General features: G+C 57.6%; 25 protein-coding genes. 10 read left to right on the forward strand and 15 right to left on the reverse strand.

What is annotated here, in order from left to right:
- Window positions 1–15: 15 nt before the first annotated feature.
- From EDF70_RS23775 to EDF70_RS23785, 3 genes are read left to right on the forward strand one after another with little or no spacing between them, the layout of a single operon-like run.
- Window positions 16–1,056 (forward strand): glycosyltransferase family 4 protein, encoded by a 1,041-nt coding sequence (locus EDF70_RS23775; RefSeq protein WP_132278629.1) that lies wholly within the window; start codon window positions 16–18, stop codon window positions 1,054–1,056.
- Window positions 1,057–1,089: 33 nt separating this feature from the next.
- Window positions 1,090–2,031 (forward strand): NAD-dependent epimerase/dehydratase family protein, encoded by a 942-nt coding sequence (locus tag EDF70_RS23780; RefSeq protein WP_132278631.1) that lies wholly within the window; start codon window positions 1,090–1,092, stop codon window positions 2,029–2,031.
- 48 nt (window positions 2,032–2,079) lie between these two features.
- On the forward strand, window positions 2,080–3,951 hold the full coding sequence (locus tag EDF70_RS23785) for a nucleoside-diphosphate sugar epimerase/dehydratase (RefSeq protein WP_132278633.1): 1,872 nt from the start codon (window positions 2,080–2,082) through the stop codon (window positions 3,949–3,951).
- Between the two features lie 35 nt (window positions 3,952–3,986).
- Here EDF70_RS23785 and EDF70_RS23790 read toward each other — a convergent pair whose 3' ends face one another.
- From EDF70_RS23790 to EDF70_RS23805, 4 genes are all read right to left on the reverse strand, one after another.
- A complete protein-coding gene (locus tag EDF70_RS23790) occupies window positions 3,987–4,745 on the reverse strand; it encodes a phosphatase PAP2 family protein (RefSeq protein WP_132278635.1) in 759 nt (252 codons plus the stop codon).
- Between the two features lie 132 nt (window positions 4,746–4,877).
- Complete coding sequence (leuB, locus tag EDF70_RS23795) at window positions 4,878–5,990, reverse strand: 3-isopropylmalate dehydrogenase (protein ID WP_132278888.1); 1,113 nt, start codon at window positions 5,988–5,990, stop codon at window positions 4,878–4,880.
- A gap of 171 nt (window positions 5,991–6,161) precedes the next feature.
- A complete protein-coding gene (gene leuD, locus EDF70_RS23800) occupies window positions 6,162–6,767 on the reverse strand; it encodes a 3-isopropylmalate dehydratase small subunit (RefSeq protein WP_132278637.1) in 606 nt (201 codons plus the stop codon).
- 114 nt (window positions 6,768–6,881) lie between these two features.
- Window positions 6,882–7,112 carry a hypothetical protein gene (locus EDF70_RS23805; RefSeq protein WP_132278639.1) on the reverse strand — a complete coding sequence of 77 codons (231 nt, stop codon included), beginning with the start codon at window positions 7,110–7,112 and terminating at the stop codon, window positions 6,882–6,884.
- A gap of 133 nt (window positions 7,113–7,245) precedes the next feature.
- Here EDF70_RS23805 and EDF70_RS23810 point away from each other — a divergent pair, with 133 nt between their 5' ends.
- Together EDF70_RS23810 and EDF70_RS23815 are read left to right on the forward strand one after the other, a co-directional pair.
- Window positions 7,246–8,142, forward strand: coding sequence for a CoA ester lyase (locus EDF70_RS23810; RefSeq protein WP_132278641.1), 897 nt, complete (start codon window positions 7,246–7,248; stop codon window positions 8,140–8,142).
- Window positions 8,139–8,345, forward strand: a complete 207-nt coding sequence (locus tag EDF70_RS23815) for a DUF1737 domain-containing protein (RefSeq protein WP_132278643.1) — start codon at window positions 8,139–8,141, stop codon at window positions 8,343–8,345. The genes EDF70_RS23810 and EDF70_RS23815 overlap by 4 nt, the downstream gene beginning before the upstream one ends.
- Before the next feature lie 4 nt (window positions 8,346–8,349).
- Here EDF70_RS23815 and EDF70_RS23820 read toward each other — a convergent pair whose 3' ends face one another.
- Window positions 8,350–8,793 carry a metallopeptidase family protein gene (locus tag EDF70_RS23820; protein WP_132278645.1) on the reverse strand — a complete coding sequence of 148 codons (444 nt, stop codon included), beginning with the start codon at window positions 8,791–8,793 and terminating at the stop codon, window positions 8,350–8,352.
- Window positions 8,794–8,964: 171 nt separating this feature from the next.
- On the opposite strand from EDF70_RS23820, the gene EDF70_RS30400 reads away from it, so the two are divergent.
- The 5 genes from EDF70_RS30400 to bfr all read left to right on the forward strand — a co-directional run bounded on the left by EDF70_RS30400 (window position 8,965) and on the right by bfr (window position 15,709).
- Entirely contained in the window at window positions 8,965–9,918 is a 954-nt protein-coding gene (locus EDF70_RS30400; protein WP_245519312.1) for a hypothetical protein, read from the forward strand.
- Window positions 9,809–11,377: a DNA polymerase Y family protein gene (locus EDF70_RS23825; RefSeq protein ID WP_281033632.1), complete on the forward strand. Its 1,569-nt coding sequence runs from the start codon at window positions 9,809–9,811 to the stop codon at window positions 11,375–11,377. The genes EDF70_RS30400 and EDF70_RS23825 overlap by 110 nt, the downstream gene beginning before the upstream one ends.
- Window positions 11,374–14,796 carry an error-prone DNA polymerase gene (locus EDF70_RS23830; RefSeq protein ID WP_132278649.1) on the forward strand — a complete coding sequence of 1,141 codons (3,423 nt, stop codon included), beginning with the start codon at window positions 11,374–11,376 and terminating at the stop codon, window positions 14,794–14,796. The genes EDF70_RS23825 and EDF70_RS23830 overlap by 4 nt, the downstream gene beginning before the upstream one ends.
- A 150-nt stretch (window positions 14,797–14,946) precedes the next feature.
- On the forward strand, window positions 14,947–15,258 hold the full coding sequence (locus EDF70_RS30405) for a (2Fe-2S)-binding protein (RefSeq protein WP_132278650.1): 312 nt from the start codon (window positions 14,947–14,949) through the stop codon (window positions 15,256–15,258).
- Entirely contained in the window at window positions 15,224–15,709 is a 486-nt protein-coding gene (bfr, locus tag EDF70_RS23840; protein WP_132278651.1) for a bacterioferritin, read from the forward strand. The genes EDF70_RS30405 and bfr overlap by 35 nt, the downstream gene beginning before the upstream one ends.
- Before the next feature lie 77 nt (window positions 15,710–15,786).
- Here bfr and EDF70_RS23845 read toward each other — a convergent pair whose 3' ends face one another.
- The 10 genes from EDF70_RS23845 to obgE form a co-directional block, all read right to left on the reverse strand.
- Window positions 15,787–16,320, reverse strand: a complete 534-nt coding sequence (locus EDF70_RS23845; protein ID WP_132278652.1) for an RNA pyrophosphohydrolase — start codon at window positions 16,318–16,320, stop codon at window positions 15,787–15,789.
- 11 nt (window positions 16,321–16,331) lie between these two features.
- A complete protein-coding gene (locus tag EDF70_RS23850) occupies window positions 16,332–17,522 on the reverse strand; it encodes a divergent polysaccharide deacetylase family protein (RefSeq protein ID WP_245519313.1) in 1,191 nt (396 codons plus the stop codon).
- A 79-nt stretch (window positions 17,523–17,601) separates the two neighbouring features.
- Window positions 17,602–18,930, reverse strand: a complete 1,329-nt coding sequence (locus EDF70_RS23855) for a S41 family peptidase (protein WP_132278654.1) — start codon at window positions 18,928–18,930, stop codon at window positions 17,602–17,604.
- Window positions 18,920–20,353, reverse strand: a complete 1,434-nt coding sequence (locus EDF70_RS23860; RefSeq protein WP_132278656.1) for a murein hydrolase activator EnvC — start codon at window positions 20,351–20,353, stop codon at window positions 18,920–18,922. The genes EDF70_RS23855 and EDF70_RS23860 overlap by 11 nt, the downstream gene beginning before the upstream one ends.
- 100 nt (window positions 20,354–20,453) lie before the next feature.
- Complete coding sequence (gene rlmH, locus EDF70_RS23865; protein WP_132278658.1) at window positions 20,454–20,936, reverse strand: 23S rRNA (pseudouridine(1915)-N(3))-methyltransferase RlmH; 483 nt, start codon at window positions 20,934–20,936, stop codon at window positions 20,454–20,456.
- 101 nt (window positions 20,937–21,037) lie between these two features.
- Window positions 21,038–21,484, reverse strand: coding sequence for a ribosome silencing factor (gene rsfS / locus EDF70_RS23870; RefSeq protein WP_132278660.1), 447 nt, complete (start codon window positions 21,482–21,484; stop codon window positions 21,038–21,040).
- Window positions 21,485–21,592: 108 nt separating this feature from the next.
- Complete coding sequence (locus EDF70_RS23875) at window positions 21,593–22,186, reverse strand: nicotinate-nucleotide adenylyltransferase (protein ID WP_132278894.1); 594 nt, start codon at window positions 22,184–22,186, stop codon at window positions 21,593–21,595.
- A gap of 45 nt (window positions 22,187–22,231) precedes the next feature.
- Window positions 22,232–23,515 (reverse strand): glutamate-5-semialdehyde dehydrogenase, encoded by a 1,284-nt coding sequence (locus EDF70_RS23880; RefSeq protein ID WP_132278663.1) that lies wholly within the window; start codon window positions 23,513–23,515, stop codon window positions 22,232–22,234.
- Window positions 23,505–24,680, reverse strand: coding sequence for a glutamate 5-kinase (proB, locus tag EDF70_RS23885; protein WP_132278666.1), 1,176 nt, complete (start codon window positions 24,678–24,680; stop codon window positions 23,505–23,507). The genes EDF70_RS23880 and proB overlap by 11 nt, the downstream gene beginning before the upstream one ends.
- Window positions 24,677–25,741 (reverse strand): GTPase ObgE, encoded by a 1,065-nt coding sequence (gene obgE, locus EDF70_RS23890; RefSeq protein ID WP_132278669.1) that lies wholly within the window; start codon window positions 25,739–25,741, stop codon window positions 24,677–24,679. The genes proB and obgE overlap by 4 nt, the downstream gene beginning before the upstream one ends.

Here is a 25,741-nt window from a genome sequence, read left to right on the forward strand (position 1 = left end):
ATCCCAATATCCGTCATGATGACGAATGTGCTTCTTTGCATCACCTCTGCTGCAGTGAGTTGGCTGGTCATATGGCTGATGATTGTCAATGCGGTGCGATTAGGAATGGTGCAGGCGCCTGTCGCACGTTCATCGCACAAGAAGCCCACTCCGACCGGTGGTGGAATAGGCATTGTCGTTGGCGCGGTGCCTGCCTGCCTGTTTTTTGCCGGCAGTGATCCCGTTGCAATGGGGGTATGCGGACTGGGTGTCGTTATCGCTCTCCTGGGGTTGATTGATGACAGAACGCCCCTGCCCGCTTCTGTTCGTTTTCTCGTTCAGGCAAGTGCGGTGGCAGCTGCCATCTATCTTTCGAGCGCTGCTGCTGATTTTTTCGGATCCGAATATGGTGCTCTCTGGCCGCTGGCATTCACATTGCTCCTGCTGGCCGGAGTCTGGTGGATCAATCTTTTCAATTTCATGGATGGTATTGATGGGATAGCCGGCCAACAGTCGGTCATGATGCTGGGCGCGGCCATGCTGGTGATCTGGAGCGATGGCATTCCATTATCGTCGTTCTGGTGGATGATGGCTGCCATTGTCGTCTCGACACTATCGTTTCTCGCTCTCAATTGGCCGCCTGCGCGCATATTCATGGGCGATGCCGGCAGTACATTTCTCGCTTTCATGCTGTTCGCTTTTGCGCTTGTCAGCATGTCTTCGGGATGGCTGACCGTTCCGCAATGGCTGCTTCTCGCCTCGCTGTTTGCAGTCGATGCGACGGTCACTCTGCTGGTGCGATTTATCCGGGGTGAAAATGTCACGCAGGCGCACCGCTCCCATGCCTATCAGCGCTTGTCCCGAAAGGTGGGAGGAGCCCTGCCGGTAACCGGGGCAGCCATTATCTTCAACCTGGTGTTCGTTCTGCCGGTGACCGCTTTCCTCCCTGCATCGCCGATTGTCGCTTATGGTGCCGTGGCGGTTGTTTATGTTCTGCTTGCCGTTGGTTGCCTCTGGGTCGGCGCGGGTCTCAGGGACGACGAGACGGGCGGACATTTTGGGCGTGGACTGCATTAGCCCGGCATAGCCGGCAAAAAGGAGATCTGGCCCTTGATCCTGATCACTGGCGGAAATGGTTTTATCGGTCGTTCCTTGATCGCTTTTATGGAAAAGCGCGCAATGCCTTTCCGCGCGGTTAGCCGCAATCCTGCGCCTGGATGTATGGCTCTTGGAGACATGACGAAGGATCCCGACTGGTCTGTTGCGTTGCGTGATGTGGATGTCGTGATTCATCTCGCTGGTCGTGCACATGTCCTCAAGGAGGAAGCTGATCCGGCGCAGGCATTCCAATCGGTCAATGTCGATGCGACACTGGCACTTGCGCGCCAGGCCGCCGCAACCGGTGTCCGGCGTTTCGTTTTCGTAAGTTCTATCAAGGCAAGTGGGGGCCAGAGCGCCACACGAAAACCTTTCCTCGCGGACGACATGCCGAGACCTGCCGATGAATACGGGCGATCGAAGCTCGAGGCTGAACGACAACTGTTCCAGCTTGGCCGCGACACCGGCATGGAGATCACGGTTGTTCGCCCTCCCCTTGTTTATGGGCCCGGCGTGCCTGCCAATTTCGCGCTGATGCTGAAATGGGCGGGCAGCGGGTTGCCTTCGCCATTCGGTGCCATCAACAATTGCCGGTCGTTGGTTTATGTTGAAAATCTGTGTGACCTGCTGGCGCGGTTATCAGATCATCCCCACGCCGCAGGTCAGGTGTTTCTGGTCAGCGATGGCGTCGATTTTTCGACCGCAGAGCTGTTTTCAAAACTCGCGAAACTGCAGGGAAAGAAACCGATCAACCTGCCCATCCCTGTCGCATTGCTAACCGGCCTTCTACAACTTATGGGAAAGTCAGGTTATCAAGATCGCTTGCTAGCTAACCTTCAGGTAGATATAGGCAAGACCTGCCGCCTGCTGCAGTGGGTTCCGCCGATTTCATCCGAGGAAGGTATGCGCGTGACGGTCGAAAATTTCAGAAACCGGCCGGAAGCGCGGAACTGACCCGATGAAAAAAGATTGTGCCCGGAATATCGGTCGAATTTAGGTGAAATGAGCGTGATCGAATTCTTGCGCTGGATTATTGTCGCAACGCCGCGGTTCTGGAAACGCGCCCTGCTCATCAGCTTTGACTTCTGTGCACTGATGTTTGCGCTTTGGGCTAGCTATGCGCTTCGTTACGCTGAATGGACCCCTCAGATCACCGATGAACGCCTGTTGCTTGGGTTGTTGGCGCCGGTGATTGCGGTTCCCGTCTTCATCAGAATGGGGCTATATCGCGCCGTCCTGAGATACCTGCCGGATACGGCGATCTGGACAATTCTTCACTCCATGGTGATTTCCACCATAATCTGGGTGATTTTTGTTTTCCTGACAGCGATGGCTGGCAGGGATATCGTCCCCCGCTCCGTTCCATTCTTTTATTTTGCCATTGGCGTACTGCTTGTCGGCGGCAGCCGGTTTGCTGCCAAATTCATATTGAGCAGCGGTACAGGCATCCGCCGCGACGAACATCCGATGCTGATCTACGGCGCGGGTCCATCCAGCGTACAGCTGGCGACCGTCTTGCGCGGTCATGGCAAGCGTTATGTTGTTGGTCTGGTCGATGATGATCCCCAGCACCATGGTCGGGACGTCGGCGGTTATCGTGTTTTTCCACCCAACCAGTTGCCGCGACTGATCGAGAAATACGGCATACAGGAAATCATCCTGTCCATGTCTTCGATTCCCGCGAACAGACGCCAGGCGGTTATCAGCCTGGTCAGCGGGCTTGGCGTGAAAATCCGTACTTTGCCCGACATCACTGACCTCGTCGACGGTCGATATCTGGTCAACCAGATCCGAGAGATCGAGATCGACGAGTTGTTGGGCCGCTCCTTCGTTCCGCCGGACCAGACGCTCTTGCGGAGTGTCCTGCATGACAGGGTCGTCATGGTGACGGGTGCCGGTGGCTCTATCGGGTCAGAACTGTGTCGCCTGATCGTGCAGTGGAAGCCGAAGTGTCTCGTGCTTTTCGAGGCTAACGAATTTGCCCTTTACAAAATCGATCGCGAATTGCGCAGCGGCGGTCATTGCGATGTCGTTCCTGTTTTGGCTTCGGTTCGAGATGCGGCACAGGTACGCGCAGCAATAAGTGGCAACGGCGTTGAAGTCGTCTATCATGCCGCGGCTCACAAGCATGTGCCGCTTGTAGAGGCGAATGTGCTTGAAGGCATCAGCAACAACGTTTTTGGAACATTGACCGTTGCTGATGTCGCCTTGTCTTCTGGTGTGGAAAAATTCGTCCTTATCTCGTCGGACAAGGCTGTACGCCCGACCAATGTCATGGGCGCGACCAAGCGTTGGGCAGAACTGATCATTCGCGCCAAGGCGGCGGAAGCAACCAAGGACGGTAATCAGCAGTTTTGCGCTGTTCGTTTCGGCAATGTTCTTGGCTCCAACGGATCGGTCGTGCCGCTGTTTCGCGAGCAGATCGCCAATGGCGGTCCGGTCACGGTGACGGATCCAGACATGACGCGTTATTTCATGTCCATACAGGAAGCCTCCGAACTGATCGTTCAGGCAAGCGCGATGTCGATGGGAGGCGATACTTTTCTGCTCGATATGGGAGAGCCGGTGCGGATAGGTGATCTGGCAGAAAACATGATCCGTCTTGCCGGTTTCACTGTTCGCAATCACCAGAACCTGCCTGGCAGCATTCAAATACAGGTGACGGGCATCAGGCCGGGAGAGAAGCTTTTCGAAGAGCTTTTTTATGACGTTACAAATGCTTTGAAAACCGAGCATCCGAAAATCATGCGGGCCCAGGCAAGCCATTCCGCGCAAGACGTCACGCAAGCGCTACGAGAGCTGCAGACTGCGGTGGATCAGGGCGATGAAACACTTGCCCGCAGCATTCTCTTCGATTTCATCAGAATTCCGTAAAAACCAGAGGCGCTGAACCTCCTGTAAGCCTGTTCTCACTTCAATGTCTTTGGTTGGCGCAAGCGAAGCGGCCGACGCAGGCGTGGAAAGCGTCCCGGCGTGAAGTTGAACAGCAGGCCGTAGCGCGAGAAGGCGATCGCCGTCGCAAATGCGATCCAGGCCCCGAAAGACAGCCCAGCGATGACATCGCTTGGATAATGCACGCCGATAATGACACGTGCCATACCGAGCCAGAGGCCGGCAATCAGGAAGAAGATACGGTAACGTGGCATGAGCAGCGCCAAGGCTGCCATGAAAGCGCCCGCGACCGTGGAATGACCCGACGGGAAGCTTTCAAAATCGAACGCGCCATGGAAAGGCGAAAAACCAAAAATTCCCCATTCCTCGTACTGGGTCGGTCGGGCACGACCAATGGCGATCTTCAGAATATTGGCGATCAGGCTGGATATGGCGACCGACAGGAAAACATAGGCAGCTATATGGGTCGTATAGATGACCTGAAACCGCTGGCGATGCGGCATAGGTCGGCGTGAATAGGCGAATGCGCCGAGAAATGCGAGACCTGCAACAACGAGTATCCATCCCGAACGGGCAAAGTCGGTGACTTTTTCGCCAATGGGAAGAAGTAAGTTCGGTGTATGCGTCGCATATGCACCCATCGGTGCATCAAGTGTGAAGAATGCAATCAGGATAAGATTGACGGCCACAAGGGCATAAGGCCACCAGGCTGGAGAAGCGGAGCCACCGCCATGGCGTTGTCTGCGTTGTCTTAGCTTGGAGAATGTCGACGTCATATTCACCTGTTCTTCAATAAGCACTAGTGGCATGCAGGAACAGGCATATGGGAAACCCGGCGGGCGAAAGCCAGCCGGGCCGATATGCGAAACGGGTCAAGTTCAACACATTTGTGTCAGACGCTGACGTAATCAGGCCGATGCAGCGGCGAATTCGGCAAGGATGGCATCGCCCATTTCGGTCGTGCCGACCTGGCGGCAGCCCTCACCCATAATGTCGCCGGTACGAATGCCCTTGTCGAGCACGGTCGCGATCGCCTTTTCAAGGCGGTCAGCTTCGGCCACCATGTTGAACGAATAGCGTAGGCACATCGCAAACGATGCAATCATGGCGATCGGGTTGGCAATGCCCTTGCCGGCAATATCCGGTGCCGAGCCATGTACAGGCTCGTAAAGTGCCTTGCGATTGCCTGTGTGGGCATCGGGTGCGCCGAGCGAAGCGGACGGAAGCATGCCGAGCGATCCTGTCAGCATGGCGGCAACGTCGGACAACATGTCGCCGAACAGGTTGTCGGTGACGATCACGTCGAACTGTTTTGGGGCGCGAACGAGCTGCATGCCGCCGGCATCGGCCAGCATGTGCTCAAGCTTGACGTCGGAATAGGAGCGCTTGTGAACCTCGGTGACGACCTGGTTCCAGAGCACACCGGACTTCATGACGTTGCGCTTTTCCATCGAGCAGACGGCGTTGTTGCGCGTACGTGCCAGTTCGAAGGCGACGCCGGCAATGCGCTCGATCTCGTAAGTGTCGTAGATTTGCGTATCGATGCCGCGCTTCTGGCCATTGCCGAGATCGATGATTTCCTTCGGCTCACCGAAGTAAACGCCGCCCGTCAGTTCGCGGACGATCAGAATGTCGAGGCCTTCAACCAGTTCCGGCTTCAGTGACGATGCGGAGGCCAGTGCCGGATAGCAGATTGCCGGGCGCAGATTGGCGAACAGCTGCATGTCCTTGCGCAGGCGCAGCAGGCCGGCTTCGGGGCGAACCTCATAAGGCACGCTATCCCATTTCGGGCCGCCGACGGCGCCGAAAAGGACGGCGTCTGCCGCCATCGCCTTGGCCATGTCTTCTTCGGAAATAGCGACACCATGGGCGTCATAGGCGCATCCACCGACAAGGCCTTCATCGAGCACGAAGCCCGTGCCCATCGTGTCGTTCATATGCGCGATGATCTTGCGCACTTCGCCCATCGCCTCAGGGCCAATGCCGTCGCCAGGAAGAAGGAAGATGTTATTGGACATGATATTCCCTTGCATTCGCAGGCTCACCCTCCTTGCCTCGCATTTTGCGATGCCTGGAACTCCGCCCGAACCTGCCGAGGGCGGAGCCGGATATGACGTTCTGATCAGGCCGAGATGGGATGTTGAAAGGCGCCTGAAGAAATCCGCTTCACGAAGATGATGCTAAGGCCGCGGTCAGAGCCAAGGGCGATCGGCCTGCATCTTGTTTTCGAAACTACCGATACTGGCATCGTTCTTCAGGGTCGTGCCGATATCGTCCAGGCCCTCAAGCATGATGTGCTTGCGCGCCGCATCGATGTCGAAGGTAATCGAACCGCCATCCGGGCCGGAAATCGTCTGTGCTTCCAGATCGATCGACAGAATGGCGTTGGAACCGCGTGAAGCGTCGTCCATCAGCTTGTCGAGATTGTCCTGGGAAACGACGATCGGCAAGATGCCGTTCTTGAAACAGTTATTATAGAAGATGTCGGCGAAGGACGTGGAGATCACGCAGCGGATTCCGAAGTCGAGCAGAGCCCATGGCGCATGTTCGCGCGACGAGCCGCAGCCAAAGTTGTCGCCGGCAACGATGATTTTTGCGTTCTGGTAGGCGGACTTGTTGAGCACGAAATCGGGGTTCGGGCTGCCGTCCTCGTTATAACGGGCTTCCGCAAAAAGGCCCTTGCCGAGACCGGTCCGCTTGATCGTCTTCAGGTAATCCTTCGGAATGATCATGTCGGTGTCGATGTTGACGACCGGCAGCGGTGCGGCAACGCCTGTCAGGGTGGTGAACTTTTCCATGGCAAACCTTCAATGGTCTTCTTGTGCAGAAGATCATGCCAATAGAGCAAAATCGGCGGGATTTGAAGGTCGATTCGTCTTCAACCGGTACGGTACCCGTTGGTACGCTCTACCTTAAAGATCAATGATCGTTCCGCGACCGTCGTTCCAGACGCGCATGTTTTCCGGCTTGGCAGTTGTGGCACGTACCGGAACAGGCTTCAGGCGCGACGAAAGCAGGCGGATGCCCGTGAAGATTGCCAGCATGCCGGCAAAGGCGGCTGTCAGAGACGCGGTGAGGACAGCCACAAGTGCGATGACGGCAATACCGGACACAGCAAGGAAGAAGGCGCGGATGTTCTGCATGATTGTTTAAATCCCTTTGTATGCAGGCAATGTGGGGCTTTCACATCTTACTTGCAAGAGGGTTGAGGAGTTGGAAATGATCAAGGCGTGATCACGATATTGCGTGCAGGCTGAAAGCTTGGCACAAAGTGGCATGCCTGATCCTTCCGACATTGTTCGCCTGCGCCGATCCGTTCTCAGTGTTCCTGCCATCAACCAGCGGGCTCTGGAAAAGACCCATATGCTTGATTGCGATGCGGTGATCTTTGATCTTGAGGATTCAGTTGCTCCGGAAAAGAAGGCCGAGGCGCGAGATAACCTTCGCCGATTTTTTGCGGAAACGCCCTTGCAGGGCCGAGAAACGATAATCCGCATCAACGCGTTGGATTCCTGTTTCGGTTTGGAAGACATCGAACTTGTACGCGATCTGGCTCCTGATGCTGTCGCGCTGCCCAAGGTGGACGATGCCGCATCCATCGCATGGCTTGAAGAGCGCCTTTTAGGCCTATCATCGCAAGTACGGATCTGGGCGATGATGGAAACCGCGCGCGGTATTGCCAATGCGGTCGATATCGCCCGCACGGCACGGGATGCCGGAAGCAGGCTCGATTGTTTTGTGATCGGTCTCAACGATCTTCGCAAGGATACCGGCGTTCCGGCCCGGCCAGGACGCACGTATCTCGTGCCCTGGATGATGCAGGTGGTGCTGGCTGCACGCGCCTATGGTCTGGATGTGATCGATAGCGTCTTCAACGATTTTCGAGATCATGCTGCGTTCGATGAGGAATGTATCCAGGGCCGCGACATGGGGTTTGACGGCAAGATGCTGATCCACCCGCTCCAGATCGAAACCGCCAATCGCGCTTTTGGGCCCTCATGTGAAGCGGTGGAGGAGGCGCAGGCGATCATTGCCAGCTTTGCCCGGCCCGAGGCCCAAAATTTCAATGTCATCACCATGAATGGCCGCATGGTTGAACGCCTGCATCTGATGCAGGCGGAAAAACTGGTCGCACAAGCAAACCGCATCGCAGAGCGAAGGAAAAACGCATGAAGCTTTACCGTCTTCTCACCGGGCCGGATGACGCCGCATTTTGTCACAGAGTGACGTTGGCCCTGAACAAGGGCTGGGAACTGGCAGGTTCTCCGGCCTATGCCTTTAATGCCAAGACCGGCGAAATGCAGTGCGCCCAGCCTGTTACCAAGACGGTAGAGGGCAAGGATTACCATCCCGACATGAAGCTCGGCGAACAGTAAGTCCTTATCGTTCGGCAGAAGCGGCGGCGTCTGCGCTTTCCTCGATGCGCTCCATGTCGTCGTCGCTGAGGCCGAAATGATGGCCGATTTCGTGGATCAGCACATGGGTGATAATATCGCCCAGTGTTTCCTCGTTTTCCGCCCAGTAATCCAGGATCGGGCGGCGATAGAGCCTGATCCGGTTCGGCAGCTCACCTGTCTCGACGGTGAAACGCTCCGAAATGCCGCGTCCTTCGAAAAGGCCGAGCAGATCGAAGGGCGTTTCCAAAGCCATGTCTTCAAAAACGTCGTCATCGGGAAAATCCTCGATTTCGATCGTCAGGTTGCTTGTCAGTGCTCGGAATTCTGCAGGCAAGACACCATAGGCTTCGATCGCAAGCGATTCAAAGGCACTGATGGTGGGCGCATGGCGATCACGCCAATCGTCGGTCTGGTCGATACGGGCCATGGGTACTCCTTATGGCCATGCATATATGCTTTTTGAGAAAATTTTTCGAGTGCGGATTCAATGCTCAGCGCAATCGTAATGGGAATCATTTCACATTGCGGTTGACTCCTCAAGCCAGCTCTGGAATCCATAAGAACATAAAGTGAACATATCTGGACGGGAGCTGACGTCATGGCTGGGAAAGCTATGGCGCAGGAGGCAGTCTTTGCCCTGCGTGAAACCATTGCCCGTATGGAGGGCAAAAATATCCGGGCGTTCGATACTTCGGGCGACAGGGCTGAAGAGATCGTTAGCACGCAGGAAAAGCGGGAGCGGCTTCCGTTTGAGGTTGATGCTCTCGATCAGGTGCTCGATGGCGGTTTGCCTTTGGATGGGCTGACTGAAATCCGCACCGGGGCCATGAAGGATGCCGGTGCGGCCAGCGGTTTTACATTGGCCATTGCAGCGCTTGTGCAAAATGAGCGTAACGGCATTTCGGTCGGCCAAGGCGTGGGAAATGGACTGCCGATCCTCTGGATCGCTGACCGTCTCGCCGTTCTGGAAGCCGGCATGCCCTATGCGCTGGGTCTGATGGATTTTGGAATTTCACCACAGACCTTTCTGCATGCGCGGCCTCGCAAGCTTGAGGATGCGCTGTGGCTGGCGGAAGCGGCGGCGGCAAGCGGCGCTTTTGCCGTGACGATTTTGGAAGTGAGCGGCAATCTTCGGCATTTCGGCCTCACCGAAAGCCGCAGGTTGAGCCTTCGCGCCAAAACAGCAGGGCGTCCCCTGCTGATCTTGCGGCAGGCCGGAGAGGAAGAGGCAAGCAGCGCCACTTTCCGTTTTCTGGTCGAAACTGCACCGGCAGCAAACCGGTATCTCGCCGATGGAACCATGCTTGGCGGCAGCATCGGGCATTCCGTCTTTCGTCTCACCCTGGAAAGGAGCCGCAACCCGACTCCATTCTCTCTGCTTCTGGAATGGAATTCCCATGACCGCCGCCTCTCAATTGTTCACACCCCAGCAAAATCTGTCCTTGCGAACGGGACAGCAGCGTATTCTGGCTCTGACCTTTCCAAGATTGTCGATCGATCGGGTGCTGCGGCGGCAATGGGGACACGGCTGGCGTTCGAGCGGGCGTCCTGAAACGGGACCAGTCGTTTGTGTCGCTTTTGCCGACAACACCTTGCGTCTTGTCGGCTGCGATGAAGAGGCGGGCCGGCTGGGCCTTCGGCTCGGGCAGGGGCTGGCCGAAGCACGGGCCATTTGCCCCAATGTGATTGTCATCGACGAAGATCAGGCCGCCGATCACCGGCTCCTCGAAGGCATTGCCGATTGGTGCGACCGTTATACGCCTCTGGTGGCGCTGGAAGGACGCAACGGCCTTTTTCTGGACATTACCGGCTGCGCTCATCTCATGGGTGGCGAAGCCGCCTTGCTGGAAGACATTCTCAATCGCCTTTCCCAGATGGGATTGGAAGTGCGTGGCGCGATTTCTTCGTCTCCGGGCCTGTCATGGGCGGTGTGCCATTATGGCGACAATCGTGTCGTCAGAGATGAAAATCGCGAGGAAGCGCTGGCGCCGCTTCCGGTGGCCGCGCTGCGGCTTGGTCCGAATACGGTTGCGGCTTTACAGAAACTCGGGCTGAAACGTGTTGCCGATCTCATGCGGACGCCACGGGCGCCCCTTGTGCGGCGTTTTGGCGCAGAGGTTATGCTGCGGCTCGATCAGGCCTGCGGCGACGATGAGGAGCCCATCTCTCCACGTCGGCCGGTTGCCAGCCTGTCGGCCGAACGCCGTCTCGCCGATCCGATCAAGTCGGAAGATGACATTCTTTTTGTCACACGGCAGATCGCGCAATGCCTGCTTTCCGGGTTTGAAGCGCGGGGTGCCGGTGGGCGGCTGTTCGAACTGGTGCTGTTTCGCATCGATGGGCAGGTGTCGCGCATTTCGGCTGGTGCCTCACGCCCCTTGCGAGATGCGGACAGGATTACTGCATTGTTCACGGAAAGGCTCGCCTCCTTGCAGAGCCATCTCGATATCGGTTTCGGTTACGAGATCCTGCGTCTCAACGTGCTGCATCATGAGCCATTCGAGAGTGTGCAATCCGACCTGGCTGCCACGGATCGCAGACATTTGTCGCTCTCCACGTTCGTGGATCAGGTGGCGGCTCGGCTTGGGCCGGATTGCCTGCAGACATATCAGTTGCGTGAAAGCCATATCCCCGAGAGAGCGGAGATTTTCGTACCCGCCATAGAGGCTTTGCCGCTCGGCAAACAGATGCCCGAGACCCCTGCGGTTCTTTCGCGTAGTGAACGGCCTCTCCGTCTTTTCCGGGTGCCGGAGCCTCTGGAAAGCTTTGCCGCCGAAATCCCCGATGGGCCGCCGACGCGTTTTCGCTGGCGCCGCCTCACTCACCAGGTGGCGCGGGCGGAAGGGCCTGAGCGACTAAGCCCCGAATGGTGGCTGGATGACGAAGAGGCGGCGACACGGGATTATTTTCGACTGGAATCCACAGCCGGCTATCGGTTCTGGATCTTTCGAAAAGGCCTTTATGATCGCGATCCAACGCAGCGCTGGTTCATGCATGGTCTTTTCGCATGAGGTCCGAACAACGCTTTTTTGAGATCGGCGCGCGCACCAATTTTTCTTTTCTCGAAGGCGCTGCCCGGCCGGAGGAAATGGTGTTTGCTGCGGGCGCGCTCAATCTGTCCGGCATCGGTATTGCGGATCGCAATACCGTGGCTGGTGTCGTGCGTGCCCATAACTATCTGCGTGAAATGCACGAAATCCATGCTCGCCAGACGAAGCAGGGCGTGAAAGCGGATGAGAAGGAGATGCCGGCACCGTGTCGATTCCAACCCGGTGCCCGGTTGGTGTTTTCCGATGAAACGCCGGATATTTTGGCTTATCCCTGCAATCGCCAGGGTTGGGCCAATCTTTGCCGGCTGCTCAGTCGCGGCAATCTGAGAACGACGAAGGGCAGTTGCATTCTGGAAGAGTGGGATATTCTGGAATGGGGAGCGAATATGATGCTCGCCGTTGTCGTCGATCCCGTCCGCATGAGCGACAACAAGGATATCGAGAAGATCGAGCATGTCCTTGGTCTTTTGCGGGGGCGGTTTGGCGATGCAGTCTATCTCGTCCTGTCGCCAATCTATGATGGCAGGGATGCGGTGACGTTGGCGACGCTTGCAGGCATCGCAACCCGTACCGACATTCCGCTCATCGCGACCAATCAGCCACTTTATCACGTTCCCGATCGAAAGCCGCTTTCGGATGTGGTGACGGCGATACGCGAACATGTGACGGTGGCGACAGCCGGTTTTCACCTTGCTCCCAATGCCGAGCGCCATCTGAAGCATGGACGAGAGATGGCGCGTGTTCTTCGGAATTATCCGGAGGCAGTTGCCAATACGGAGCGATTTTTCGAAACGTTGAAATTTTCGCTGGATGAGCTTCAGCACAATTATCCGGACGAAAGTGTTTCCGGTGAAACCCCGGCCAGAACTTTGGAAAGACTGACATGGGAGGGAGCCGAAGAGCGTTTTACTGATGGTATTCCGCCGAAGGTGGAAGAGGCGATCGGCAAGGAACTCGCATTGATTCAGGAGATGGAATACGAGCCATATTTCCTGACTGTTCGCCATATCGTCTGGCATGCCCGCAAAGTCCTGAAAATTCTTTGCCAGGGGCGCGGCTCGGCCGCCAATTCCACTGTGTGTTATTGCCTCGGTATTACCGAGGTGAACCCTGAAAATTCGACGCTTCTGTTCGAGCGCTTTATTTCGACGGAACGCAACGAGCCGCCGGATATCGATGTCGATTTCGAACATGAACGGCGTGAAGAAGTCATCCAGTATATCTACAGCCATTACGGTTTCCGGCATGCCGGCCTGACGGCGGCGGTTACAAGCTATCGGACACGTATGGCCGGGCGTGAGGTCGCCAAGGCGTTCGGACTGTCGGAAGATGTGCAGGCGGCATTGTCCAGCACGGTCTGGGGCTGGTCGGACGAAGGGGTAACCGAGCGCGATGCGAAGGCCGCTGGTCTTGATCTGGAAGACAAGACGACGCGCAAGGTTATGCATTATGCCAGGGAGTTGATGGGGTTTCCGCGCCATCTGACCCAGCACGTTGGCGGCTTTCTCATTACCCGCGACCGTCTTGATGAGGTCGTGCCGATCATGCCGACGGCCATGCCCGGCCGCTACATGATCGAATGGGACAAGGATGATCTCGATACGCTGAAACTGCTGAAAATCGACATTCTGGCGCTCGGCATGCTGACTTGCCTGCGCAAGGCATTCGATTTGATGCGCCAGCATTATGGACGAGACGAGACGCTTGCAGGACTGAACCTGGGCAATCGTCCGGAAGTTTACGACATGATCTGCCGCGCCGATACGATTGGCGTGTTCCAGATCGAAAGTCGGGCGCAGATGAGCATGCTGCCGAGGCTGCGGCCGCGAGAGTTTTACGATCTGGTTGTCGAAGTTGCGATCGTCCGGCCCGGCCCGATCCAGGGAAACATGGTGCATCCCTATCTGAAGCGTCGTGAAGATGAGCGGCACCAGAGGCCGATCACTTATCCGAGCCCGGCACTTGAGGAGGTTTTGAAACGGACACTTGGCATACCTCTGTTTCAAGAGCAGGCGATGCAGATCGCGATTACTGCGGCTGGTTTCACGGCTGCCAAAGCCGATGCATTGCGCCGATCAATGGCAACCTTCAAACGCTCGGGCCGTGTCAATTCCTTCAGGCAGGACATGATCGATGGGATGCTTGAAAATGGATACAAGCTCGATTTTGCCGAAAGCTGCTTCAAGCAGATCGAAGGTTTTGCCGAATACGGTTTTCCGGAAAGCCATGCCGCCTCGTTTGCTCTGCTTGTCTACGTATCGTCCTGGATCAAGACCTTTTATCCCGACGTCTTCTGTACGGCGATCCTCAACTCCCAGCCCATGGGCTTCTATGCGCCATCGCAACTGGTGCGGGATGCGCGCGAGCACGGCGTCGAGGTTCTTCCCGTGGATATCAATGATTCCGGCTGGGATAGCAGCCTGCATGAGGCGCAATTCGATAGGTGGCGGATCGATCGTCGGCATGCCGAAATGCGCGATGTCATCCTGACCAAGCACGCCGTTCGGCTCGGCTTCCGTCAGGTCAAAGGTCTGTCGGAAAAGCCCATGCGCGAAAAACTCGTCGCCAACCGGGGGGAGGGTTATCGTTCGGTGCGAGACTTATGGCTGCGATCCGGCCTCGAAAAGGCTGATATCGAGAAACTGGCAGATGCGGATGCCTTTGGTTCGATCGGCCTGTCGCGCCGCGAAGCGCTGTGGGCTGTGCGTGCCCTCGACGTCAAAAGCACCGTCGAAAAGCTGCCTCTGTTCGATCAGGTCGCTCATCTCGATTTGCAGGTAGAACCGAAAACCCAGTTGCCGAACATGCTGCCGGGAGAGGAAGTGATCGAGGATTATCGTGCGCTTTCCCTCTCACTCAAGGCACATCCGGTGTCTTTCCTAAGGGAGCGGTTTCAGGCGATGGGTGTCCGCCGCAGTGTCGATCTTCTCAATATCCCGAACGGCAGAAAGGTCACGATTGCCGGCCTCGTCCTGGTGCGCCAGCGGCCGGGCTCTGCAAAGGGCGTTATCTTCATGACGCTGGAAGACGAAACAGGCGTGGCCAATGCGATTGTCTGGCCAAAGGTTTTCGAGAAATACCGGCCAGTCGTCATGGGGTCGCGGCTGGTCAAGATCTTTGGCCGCCTGCAAAGTCAGAGTGGCGTCATCCATACGGTGGTCGAACATATCGAAGACATGACCCCGATGCTGGGGCTGCTGCAGACGGAGGTGCGTCGCTTCGCCGTTCTTCCGCGCGCCGATGAAGCTCTGAATGGGTCGCGCCCGGATCCAAGGCAATCGCAGCAACGTCGAAATTCCTATGGAGAGGGACCGATATCAAATGTTCAGCGCGGTTCTGAACCGGCGCAGGTTATGCCGAAAGGCAGAAATTTTCATTGATCCTGCCGGATCTCCATTCGCACCGGAATGGCAAAACAGGAGTTTTGCAAAGCGTGCATATTAGAGAGATGATTCATTTTCTTGACATTCGGCCCCTTGTTTGGGAAAGAAAGCGGATAAGCTATGTCATGTTTATGGACGGCCTGAAGGATGCTAGTCTGCAGCTGCAATTACATCACCGCCAACGAAATTCGCGACGCTATCGTCACGATGCTCGATGAGGACTGTTGGCAGCTCATCGTCCCTGCCAAGGTCTATCATTCCATGGCCAAGCGCGGCCGCTGTTGCGGCTGCTTCCCCAATGTCGTCGATCTGATCATTCGCACCACCGAAGACTATCACGCTCACCGCCACTCGACGGAAGCTGAAGTAGTTGATTATATGTCCCGCCTGAAACAACTCCACGAAGATAACAGGAGAGCGGACATTGAAAGGCGACAAAAAGGTCATCGAGCGGCTTAACGAGGCTCTTTTCCTCGAACTCGGCGCCGTCAACCAATACTGGGTGCATTACCGTCTTCTAGAGGATTGGGGTTATACCAAGCTCGCCAAGAAGGAACGTGCCGAGTCGATCGAGGAAATGGGGCATGCCGACAAGCTGGTCGCCCGCATCATCTTCCTCGAAGGTCATCCCAATCTGCAAACGCTTGCGCCATTGCGCATTGGCCAGAACGTCAAGGAAGTTCTGGAAGCGGATCTTGCCGGCGAACACGATGCTCGCAAGGCCTACAAGGAATCCCGAGACATCTGTCACACCGCCGGGGATTATGTCTCCATGAAGCTTTTCGAAGAACTGTTGATGGACGAAGAAGGCCATATCGACTTCCTCGAAACGCAGCTGGAGCTCCTCGGCAAAATCGGTGAAGAAAAGTACGGCCAGCTCAACGCCGATTCCGCTGACGTGGCGGAATAACAGAGAGCACCATTTATCAAAAAAACGCCGGCAGTTTAAAACTGCCGGCGTTTTCTATTCGCAATCTGGCTTACCGTTCAGGCCGGCCTCTTCGAGAGATGGCTGAACTCGGCGACCACTTTCTGGTAGACTTCGCGTTTGAAAGAGACGATCAGGTTTGGCAGTTCCGCCATCGGCTTCCAATCCCAGGCGTCAAATTCCTGATGCTGGCCGGATGGTGGTTCCTCGATATTGATTTCGCTGTCGTCGCCATCGAAGCGAAACGCAAACCAGCGCTGCGCCTGTCCGCGATATTTTCCCTTCAGCCCGATGCCGATCAGATGGGCCGGAAGATCGTAATTGATCCAGTCCTTGCACTCACCAAGCAGCGTCACCGAACGCATGCCGGTTTCTTCGAAAAGTTCGCGCCGGGCGGCGACAAGCGCGTCCTCATCCTTATCGATGCCGCCCTGCGGCATTTGCCAAAGCTGGGGTGAGCCATCGGATTCGGAATTGTTCTCAGACAAACGGCGGCCGACCCAGACGAGACCCTCGGAGTTCAAGACCATCACGCCGACACAGGGGCGATAGGGCAGACTGTCTGCAGATACGGGCTCTTTTGTCTTGCTCATTTCTTTTCCGTTCATGGATGTGCGGGATCATCGACGACAGCGGAAACGCCAACGATCTCGATGCCACGGTTGCTGACTTCGCCAACCCATTGCTGAATCGCGTCTATGCTTTCGTCGAAAGCGGATGCGGAACCGATCGCAAAACCCTTGCGTTGGGCGATACGCTCAAGCTCATCGAGCTTTTTCAGGATTTCCTGCTTGTCGAGTTGTGCATCCAGGGTCAGATCGGCGAAACCGTGCGGAAGCTGTAGGGGCTTGGCTATTTTCTCGCTCAGCGATTGCGCCGACGAACCATCATCAAGGAACAGCAGGCCTCTCCCCGCGATATCGCGCAAGACAGGTTCCAGCGCATCGGCATCGGATAGAAAACGGCCACCGAGATAGTTCATCACCCCGGTGTAATTGGTGATCTTGCCCATCGCTTCATGCAGGTTTGCAATGTTTTCCTTCACATTCGCTTCCGTGACCAGGGTTGAACCGCCCGGATTGTTGCTCGGATAGTCGAATGGCTCCATGGGAAGCTGAACGAGGATTTCGTGGCCATTGCGGCGGGCCTCCTGCATCCAGCGAGGCAGGCTGTTGCCGGTTGCGGCAAAGGCAAGCGTCACTTGAGCCGGAAGCGTGCGGATGGCGTTCTGTGTTCCGGTCTGGCTGAGGCCGAGCCCACCAACAACGATGGCAATACGCGCGCCGCGTGCGCCTGACCATGGACGTGCATATTGTTCCATCGGCCGCAGTCCGTCCGGGCCGATGATCGGCAGGCGTCCCTCCGGTGTCTCTTCGACAAGATCCTCATTCGGCGTGGCCGCCATGCGCGGGTCCTGGCCTATGCGTTGAGCCTCGACGATCAGAGGACCGTCGCCATCGCGTTGTCGCGGAGAATAGGTGGTGACGACCTGTCCGTTATCGGTCTGCGTTCGCTGGACATTTGCGCCGCTGTTGGGGCCGGATCGCGGCACGCCCACCTTGGCGGAAGAAGGTGCGGTTGCGGTGCGATCTTCTTCGGAAGAAGCGGCAGGGGCGACATTTGAGGCCATCTCGGTCTTCTGAAGGGCCGGGTCAGACCGCATGGCATAAAAGGAGAAGCCGAGAACGCCGGCGCCAACCAGCATTCCGAAAATGACACCGATCGAGGTTCGTCGTGAACGTCGCAGCCGCGCCGCGCGGTCCCGCCCAAGCGGTGCGTGAAGATCGGTCCCCAAAGATCGTCCGCCTTGATGTTTTGACTTAATAAAGAAAACCGGCCCGAAAACGGGCCGGTTTCATCAAATGTTGTGGCTCTTACGGCTTCACGGCAGCGGCAGCCTTGTCAGGATGCGCCGGGAAGGATGGGTCCGTCTTGTTCCCACGCAGAAGGTCGAGCGCGTAGTTCAGCTGGAGATCGTCCTTCGCTTCCGGCGGCACATAGGCAGCCGAACCGGAACCTTCTTCCGTCTCGCTCTGGCCGGTAATGTGGCCACGCAGGCTGGATTCGCCCTCCGCCTTCACCTTGCCCTGCAATTCCGGCGGCAATGGCTGCTCGACCTTGATGTCGGGCTCAATGCCGGTGCCCTGGATCGATTTGCCGGACGGCGTGTAATAGAGCGCGGTGGTCAGGCGCAGTGCGCCGGCTTCACCAAGCGGGATGATCGTCTGGACGGAGCCCTTGCCGAAGGAACGCGTGCCGACCACCGTGGCGCGCTTCAGATCCTGCAGGGCGCCGGCAACGATTTCCGAAGCGGACGCAGAGCCGCCATTGACGAGAACGATGACGGGCTTTCCATCCGTCAGGTCGCCTGCGCTGGCATTGAAGCGGCGGGTTTCCTCGGCATTGCGGCCGCGGGTCGAAACCACTTCGCCACGCTCCAGGAAAGCGTCGGATACGTTGATTGCCTGATCCAGAAGACCGCCCGGATTGAGGCGAAGATCGAGCACATAGCCCTTCAGCTTGTCGGCTGGAACGTCGGCCTTGATCTTCTTGATCGCCTTTTCGAGGCCTTCATAGGTCTTTTCGGTAAACGAGATGACGCGAACATAACCGACATCGCCCTCAACGCGAGACTTGACGGCCTGAACCGCAATCGTGTCGCGTACGACCGTGATGTCGAGCGGCTTGTCAGCGCCCTGGCGGATGATCGTCAGTTTGATCGGCGTGTTGATCGGCCCGCGCATCTTTTCGACGGCATCTTCGAGCTTCAGGCCGCGCACCGGCGCGCCATCGATCTCGGAAATGAAGTCGCCGGCCAGAACGCCTGCCTTGGAAGCAGGGGTGTCATCGATCGGGGTGATGACCTTGACCAGTTCGTTTTCCATCGTGACTTCGATGCCGAGACCGCCAAACTCACCCCTTGTCTGGGTGCGCATGTCGTCGGCATCCTTGGCATTCATGAAGCTCGAATGCGGATCGAGAGAGGTCAGCATGCCGTTGATGGCGTTCTCGACCAGCTTCTCTTCGTCTGGCGGCGTCACGTACTGGGCACGGACGCGCTCGAAGACATCGCCGAAAACCGACAGTTCACGATAGGTCGAGGAACCGGCTGCCTGAGCCGGAACGCCGGCCGAATAGATCACGCTCATCGCTGTGGCACCCATGAGTGCGCCGACGATGACAAGAGAAGCCCTACGAATCATTGCGTGCCCTTCCAGTGTCCTTTTTGACCCACCACGGTGCCGAATCGACCGGGCTGCCATCTTTCCTGAATTCAATGTAAAGCGTTGGGCGATCTGTTTCCAGCGCCAACGCAGTCGCGCTTGCTACTCTTTTTTCGCCCATCAAGGCGATTGGTTCACCAGCAAAGACGAACTTGCCTTGTCGCACATTCACGCTGTTCATGCCGGTCATAACAACGTGATAGCCATCGCCGGCATTGAGAATCACCATCTGACCATAGCTGCGAAATGCGCCGGCGAATACAACCAAGCCATCTGCCGGGGCGGTCACCACTGCTTTCGGTCCTGATGCCAAGGTCATGCCTCGAGCAGGATGTCCGGTACCATCGGGATCGCCCCATGAACGCAGGATATCGCCAGCCACAGGCAGTTCAAGCTTTTGCCGCAAGCTTGAAAACGGATATGCGGGCGCAATGCGGTTTTTGTCGGGCACGCCATTCTCGGCCAACTGGCGTGCTTTTTCGCGCTCTTCGGCGCTCATCATCTTCTGGCGCTCCTCTTCGAGACGCGCCCTTTCCGCAGCTTCGCGGATGGAAGTGATGTCATTTTCCAGTGTCTCGATCAGTCCGCTCAGGCTTTCTGCCCTTGCGGCCAGTTCATCCGAGCGCTGCTGTTCGGCGATAAGGTCCGTGGCGCTGCTCTGGCTCTGCTTGTCATTCTCGACAAGCAGAAGCCCCATACGCCTGTCTTCTTCCAGGCTGGAGGAAATCGTTTCTGCAACACGTGACTTCTCAGTCGTTGCATCTTTCTGAAGCGAGGACAGCTGTTCCAGATCGTCAACGAGCGCCGTTGCCTGCTTGCGCATGCCGGGCACGACGGCGCCCAGCAGAATGGCGCTGCGCACCGACCCGAGTGCATCCTCCGGAGTGACGAGGAGGGCTGGCGGAGGGCTGCGCCCCATGCGCTGCAAAGCCGCCAAGACCTCCGCCAGAATGGCGCGACGGTCATGCAGGGACTTCTTGAGAGCGTCCTGACGTACGCCCAGTTGTGCAATTTTCTCTTCGCTTGCGAGGATCTTTTCCTCGAGATCCTTTCGCCGCTTGGCGGAATCGATCAAGGCCTGCCGCAGATTGGCGGTGCTCTTTTCAAGCGTTGCGATATTCTCTTCGATCTGCCGTGCTTTTTCGGAGGAAACGTCGATCGAGCTTGTCAGGGCTTCCAGTTCGGCGCGTGTTTCATCGCGTTTGCGCTGCAATTCCGCTGAAGCGCTATCGGCTGTTGCAGGCGTTTCGGGCGGTGTCACCGGTGGCGGCGACAAATCGATGTCTTCCTGCGCCTGTGCCGCTGCCAGGTTTATCAATGGAAAGGGACCGGCGACCACGCCAAAAAACACCGCCGTTGCCGGCAGTGCTGCAGTCCAGCCAATCCATGTCGATCTCTTCATTCCGTCCCGCGAATCTCTGCCGGATCGCTTGATACTAAGCAGATTCGGGCACTCACGCTACTGCCAAGATCACGTGTGGCAATTCGGTCGAAAACCGTCATCAGACGCGGTGGTAAGGATGGCCGGAAAGGATGGTGACAGTGCGGTAAAGCTGCTCGGCCAGAAGAATGCGCACCAACTGGTGTGGCCATGTCATTGCGCCGAAGTTGATAACGGCATCGGCCTTGTCGCGGGAAGACGCATCATGGCCATCAGCCCCGCCGATCGCCAGCATGCAATCGCGTTTGCCTTGATCGCGAAAGCGGCCGATCAGCGCGGCAAAGGCCTCGCTGTCCATGGATTTTCCACGCTCGTCGAGAATGATCAGAACGCTGCCCTCCGGCAGCGCCTTGTCCAGCATGCCGGCCTCTTCGCGTTTGCGTGTTTCGGCATTGGACGCACGGCTTTCCGCCACTTCCACGACACGTGCAAACTCAAGGCCTACAGCCGGGCCGGCCTTGGCCATCCTGTCCACGTAACGGGACGCAAGTTCCTTTTCAGGGCCGGCTTTCAACCGTCCCACGGCAAATAGGCTGATGCGCATTTTTGAACCGCCATGTTCCTCCGATCCAAAACCGCCGTATGGACGGCGGTGTCGGGAACGGAATTGGCACCTAGCGGTTCACGTCTGCGGTGAGGAACCCGTCAGTGCAATGTGTTTTCCTCGTAATCCGGCTCTGCCCACATTCTTTCCAGATTGTAGAACTCGCGGATTTCAGGGCGGAACACATGGATGATGATGTCACCGGTGTCAATCAGCACCCAGTCGCCGGTTTCCTGGCCTTCGACACGGGAACCGCCGTATCCTTCGTCCTTTAGATCGGAAACAAGGTGATCGGTGATCGCCGAGACATGGCGGCTCGATCGCCCGGAGACAACGACCATGTAGTCTCCCAGCGCCGATTTTCCGGCAATGTCGATGGTGACGATATCTTCGGCTTTGGAGTCCTCAAGGCTTGCGAGGACCAGTTCAAGAGCACGATGAGCAGCTTCGGCGCCGCGGTCGGTGCTCGTCGGGAGGAGACGCTGGGTCTTTCCCTTGGCGTGTACTGTTGTCAGGGTTTTTCCTTTCGTCCAAGACAAAACAGGCACTCGCGAATCCCAGATACAAGCGGGATCGCAAGAAAGAAGGTGGCATCGAACGGATAATCTTTCAAGAGTGATGACGATCGGATTGCGACCGTAGCGCGATTGGACCGTTCACGTTTTTTGTCGTGCCTTTGCGCGCAACTGGGTGGAACTGATGGTCGAGCGGCGGTCGTGGACAAATGTCCATGCCGGTGCAGGGCGCAGCGCAAGGCCCGCCGCGTCTTCCTCATCGACGCGGGCATGGTCGTAGGCACGCGCCATTGTCGAAGACACAAGTGACAGCGTTGCGCCCGGCCGGTCGATGATGGCGATCGGGAAGGTGGCGACGATCTGGCGCCAGTTCTGCCATAGATGAAACGTTTTCAGGCTGTCCGCGCCCATGATCCAGACAAAACGGATGCCGGGATTGCGCGCCGCCACATGCGCCACGGTATCGGCCGTGAAGCGCGTATCGAGATTTTGCTCGAAGGCGGTCACCTTGATGCGCGGGTCGTTGATCAGCTTTTCACTGGCAGCGATCCGGTCGCTCAGGGAGGCGAGTTCCGAGCGGCTTTTCAGCGGATTGCCCGGCGTCACCATCCACCAGAGATTATCAAGGGACAGCCGGCGCATGGCGATTTCCGCCACCAGCAGATGGCCTTCATGCGGGGGATTGAACGAACCGCCGAACAGGCCGACGGTCATGCCGCGCTCGACATGCGGCATGCGCAGATAGCGGCGATCGACGGCTGCTTCCTCCTCCACCAGCGATCAGGGCCTTGTCTGGCCGGTGCCATGCACGCGGTATTTGAACGAGGTGAGCTGTTCGACGCCGACAGGGCCACGGGCATGCATCTTGCCGGTCGAAATGCCGATTTCGCCTCCCATGCCGAATTCGCCGCCATCGGCAAACTGCGTGGACGCGTTGTGCAACAGGATGGCAGAATCGATCTCGTTGAAGAAGCGCGTCACGACCTGCGGATCTTCTGCGATCACCGCTTCGGTATGGTGCGAGGAATAGGTATCGATATGGTCGATTGCGCCCGAAATGCCGTCGACCAGCTTCACCGAGATGACGGCATCCAGATATTCCGTGCGCCAATCTTCTTCGGTGGCCGGAGCGAGGCCAGGGACCTTAGCAAGCACATCAGCAGAGGCACGCACTTCGCAGCCGGCTTGCTGGAGAACATCCACCAGCGGCTTCAACAGCGTGTCCGCGGCAGAAGCGTCGATCAGCAGGGTTTCGGCCGCGCCGCAAACGCCGGTGCGGCGCATCTTGGCGTTGACAACAATCTTGCGTGCCATGTCGAGATCAGCGGAGGCATCCACATAGATGTGGCAAAGCCCCTCAAGATGAGCGAAAACCGGCACACGGGCTTCGTTTTGCACACGCGCGACCAGGCTTTTGCCGCCGCGCGGCACGATCACGTCAATCGCGCCATCGAGACCCGAAAGCATGGCCCCAACCGCTGCGCGATCCGTCGTCGGCACCAGCTGGATGGCATGTTCCGGAAGCCCAGCGGCTTTCAGCCCTTCAACCAGGCAGGAATGGATAGCTTGCGATGAAAGGGCGGAATCCGAGCCACCGCGCAAAATAACCGCGTTGCCAGCCTTAAGGCATAGTGCGCCGGCATCGGCGGTCACGTTCGGGCGGCTTTCATAAATGACGCCGATGACGCCGAGCGGGGTGCGCACGCGCTCGATCTGCAGACCGTTGGGGCGATCCCAGGCGGTGATCACCTCACCGACCGGATCCTTGAACTCAGCAATTTCACGCAGGCCTTGAGCCATGCCCGCTATGCTTTTTGTTGTCAGCGTCAGGCGGTCGATGAAGGAAGGCAGAAGTCCCTTGCCTTCAATGTTTTTCAGGTCGGCGGCATTGGCAGCCAGCAATTTGTCTTCTGCTGCCAGGATAGCGTCGGCCATGGCCTGCAGGGCAGCGTTCTTTGCTTGCGTCGAAGCCGTGGCGAGAATGCGTGCAGCGCTTTTGGCATTGCGGCCGATCATATCCATCACGGCGGCGACATCCGCCGCTCCGGTAACTCTATCCAGCATGCGCGTCCTCCCTGACTTTTGCTTCCTCTGCAAGCGCGTGATGGCCGGTTACAACCAGGTCGTCGCGATGGACCATGGCGGCGCGGCCTGCATAGCCGAGAATGTTTTCGATCTCGCCGGATTTACGACCGGCAATCTGCCGAGCCTCATCGGCATCATAACTGGCGAGACCCCGCGCGATTTCGCGGCCATCAACACCGATAATGGCAACCGTGTCACCACGATTGAATTGGCCGCTGATCCTGCGGACACCGGCGGGCAGAAGGCTTTTCCCACCATGCAATGCGTTTTGCGCACCTGCATCGACATGAAGTTCACCGCTCGCCTGAAGATGCCCGGCAATCCATGTCTTGCGGGCATTGACCGGCGTGGTCGCCGGCGCAAACCACGAGCAGCGAACGCCGTCCTCTATGGCGCGGAGCGGGTGTTCGGTCTTGCCGGAAGCAATGATCATCGCGCAGCCGGCGGCTGTCGCGATCTTGCCGGCATCGATCTTGGTGCGCATGCCGCCACGTGACAGCTCGGATGCCGCGCCGCCGGCCATGGCTTCGATCTCGGGTGTAATCTCAGCAATCTCACCAAGGAACTGCGCTTCAGGATCGATATGCGGGGGGGCCGTGTAAAGTCCGTCGATATCGGAAAGCAGGATCAGAAGATCGGCACCCGCCATGGTGGCCACGCGGGCAGCCAGCCGATCATTGTCGCCATAACGGATTTCCGATGTGGCGACAGTGTCGTTTTCGTTGATGATCGGCACTGCGCCCATCTTCATCAACTGTTTCAGCGTTGCGCGGGCATTGAGGTAGCGACGCCGCTCCTCGGTATCGCCCAGCGTCAGCAGCACCTGTCCGGCGACGATAGCGTCGCGAGACAGGCTTTCCGACCAGGCACGCGCCAGCGCGATCTGGCCGACGGCTGCGGCTGCCTGGCTTTCTTCAAGCTTCAGCGCACCGGCGGGCAGGCCCAGAACGGTGCGACCGAGCGCGATGGCCCCGGAGGAAACGACGAGCACTTCGCTGCCGCGCGCTCTCAATGCCGCAATATCGGCGCAGACTGCATCGAGCCAGCGCGATTTCAGCCCGGTGCCGCGATCAACAAGAAGAGCCGAGCCGATCTTGATGACGATGCGGCGGTGGCTGGCAATCGATTTGCGGCCGGCTGTCATTCGTCATCGTCCTCGTCGAGGTCGTTCTGAACTGGTGCGGAACGATCGGGCAGGGCGGTTTCACTGGTGCCGCTCGCCTCGACGATGATGTCGCGCAGGGCGCGCAGAACTTCCGTCATGCCCTTGCCGGTGATGGCCGAAATCGCAAATGGCGTCTGGCCGCTCGCTTTTTCAAGCTCCTTGGTCTTTTTCTTCAGTTCCTTGTCATCGAGGATGTCGATCTGTGACAAGGCGACGATGACCGGCTTGTCAATCAATCCGCCGCCATAGGCTTCCAGTTCTGTCTTGACCGTCTTGTAGGCTTTGCCGACATTTTCCTCCATCGAGGAAACGAGGTGCAAGAGAACGCGGGTGCGCTCCACATGGCCAAGGAAACGGTCGCCGATGCCGACGCCTTCATGCGCGCCTTCGATAAGGCCGGGAATATCGGCCAAAACGAATTCGCGGCCGTCAATGGTGGCGACGCCAAGGTTTGGATGCAGCGTCGTGAATGGATAGTTGGCGATTTTTGGCCGCGCACGGGTAACCGATGCAAGGAAGGTGGATTTGCCGGCATTCGGCAGACCAACGAGACCGGCATCGGCGATCAGCTTCAAACGCAGCCATACGGTCTTTTCTTCGCCTTCAAGGCCCGGATTGGCCCAGTTCGGTGCCTGATTGGTCGCGGTCTTGAAGTGTGAGTTGCCAAAACCGCCATTGCCGCCCTTGGCGAGGCGAAAACGCTGACCTTCGCGCGTCAGGTCGATGATCAGGGTTTCGTTGTCTTCCTCGAAAATCTGTGTGCCGACCGGCACTTTCAGCGTCACTTCGCCGCCATTGGCGCCGGTACGGTTGCGGCCCATACCATGGATGCCGGTCTGCGCCTTGAAGTGCTGCTGGAAGCGGAAATCGATCAGCGTGTTGAGACCGTTGACGGCCTCGACCCAGACATCGCCACCACGACCACCGTCACCACCATCCGGTCCGCCGAATTCGACGAATTTTTCGCGACGGAACGAGACCGCACCGGCGCCGCCGTCGCCAGAGCGAATGTATACTTTTGCCTCGTCAAGAAATTTCAT

The organism is Neorhizobium sp. JUb45 (assembly GCF_004343585.1).
Lineage (GTDB): Bacteria > Pseudomonadota > Alphaproteobacteria > Rhizobiales > Rhizobiaceae > Neorhizobium.

Coding starts and splice junctions, on each gene's coding strand:
- EDF70_RS23775 (WP_132278629.1), top strand. CDS start 16: ATGATGACGAATGTGCTTCTTTGCATCACCTCTGCTGCAGTGAGTTGG.
- EDF70_RS23785 (WP_132278633.1), top strand. CDS start 2,080: ATGAGCGTGATCGAATTCTTGCGCTGGATTATTGTCGCAACGCCGCGG.
- EDF70_RS23790 (WP_132278635.1), bottom strand. CDS start 4,745: ATGACGTCGACATTCTCCAAGCTAAGACAACGCAGACAACGCCATGGC.
- leuD (WP_132278637.1), bottom strand. CDS start 6,767: ATGGAAAAGTTCACCACCCTGACAGGCGTTGCCGCACCGCTGCCGGTC.
- EDF70_RS23805 (WP_132278639.1), bottom strand. CDS start 7,112: ATGCAGAACATCCGCGCCTTCTTCCTTGCTGTGTCCGGTATTGCCGTC.
- EDF70_RS23810 (WP_132278641.1), top strand. CDS start 7,246: ATGCCTGATCCTTCCGACATTGTTCGCCTGCGCCGATCCGTTCTCAGT.
- EDF70_RS23815 (WP_132278643.1), top strand. CDS start 8,139: ATGAAGCTTTACCGTCTTCTCACCGGGCCGGATGACGCCGCATTTTGT.
- EDF70_RS23820 (WP_132278645.1), bottom strand. CDS start 8,793: ATGGCCCGTATCGACCAGACCGACGATTGGCGTGATCGCCATGCGCCC.
- EDF70_RS30400 (WP_245519312.1), top strand. CDS start 8,965: ATGGCTGGGAAAGCTATGGCGCAGGAGGCAGTCTTTGCCCTGCGTGAA.
- EDF70_RS23830 (WP_132278649.1), top strand. CDS start 11,374: ATGAGGTCCGAACAACGCTTTTTTGAGATCGGCGCGCGCACCAATTTT.
- EDF70_RS30405 (WP_132278650.1), top strand. CDS start 14,947: ATGCTAGTCTGCAGCTGCAATTACATCACCGCCAACGAAATTCGCGAC.
- EDF70_RS23845 (WP_132278652.1), bottom strand. CDS start 16,320: ATGAGCAAGACAAAAGAGCCCGTATCTGCAGACAGTCTGCCCTATCGC.
- EDF70_RS23855 (WP_132278654.1), bottom strand. CDS start 18,930: ATGATTCGTAGGGCTTCTCTTGTCATCGTCGGCGCACTCATGGGTGCC.
- EDF70_RS23860 (WP_132278656.1), bottom strand. CDS start 20,353: ATGAAGAGATCGACATGGATTGGCTGGACTGCAGCACTGCCGGCAACG.
- rlmH (WP_132278658.1), bottom strand. CDS start 20,936: ATGCGCATCAGCCTATTTGCCGTGGGACGGTTGAAAGCCGGCCCTGAA.
- EDF70_RS23875 (WP_132278894.1), bottom strand. CDS start 22,186: ATGCCGCATGTCGAGCGCGGCATGACCGTCGGCCTGTTCGGCGGTTCG.
- EDF70_RS23880 (WP_132278663.1), bottom strand. CDS start 23,515: ATGCTGGATAGAGTTACCGGAGCGGCGGATGTCGCCGCCGTGATGGAT.
- proB (WP_132278666.1), bottom strand. CDS start 24,680: ATGACAGCCGGCCGCAAATCGATTGCCAGCCACCGCCGCATCGTCATC.
- obgE (WP_132278669.1), bottom strand. CDS start 25,741: ATGAAATTTCTTGACGAGGCAAAAGTATACATTCGCTCTGGCGACGGC.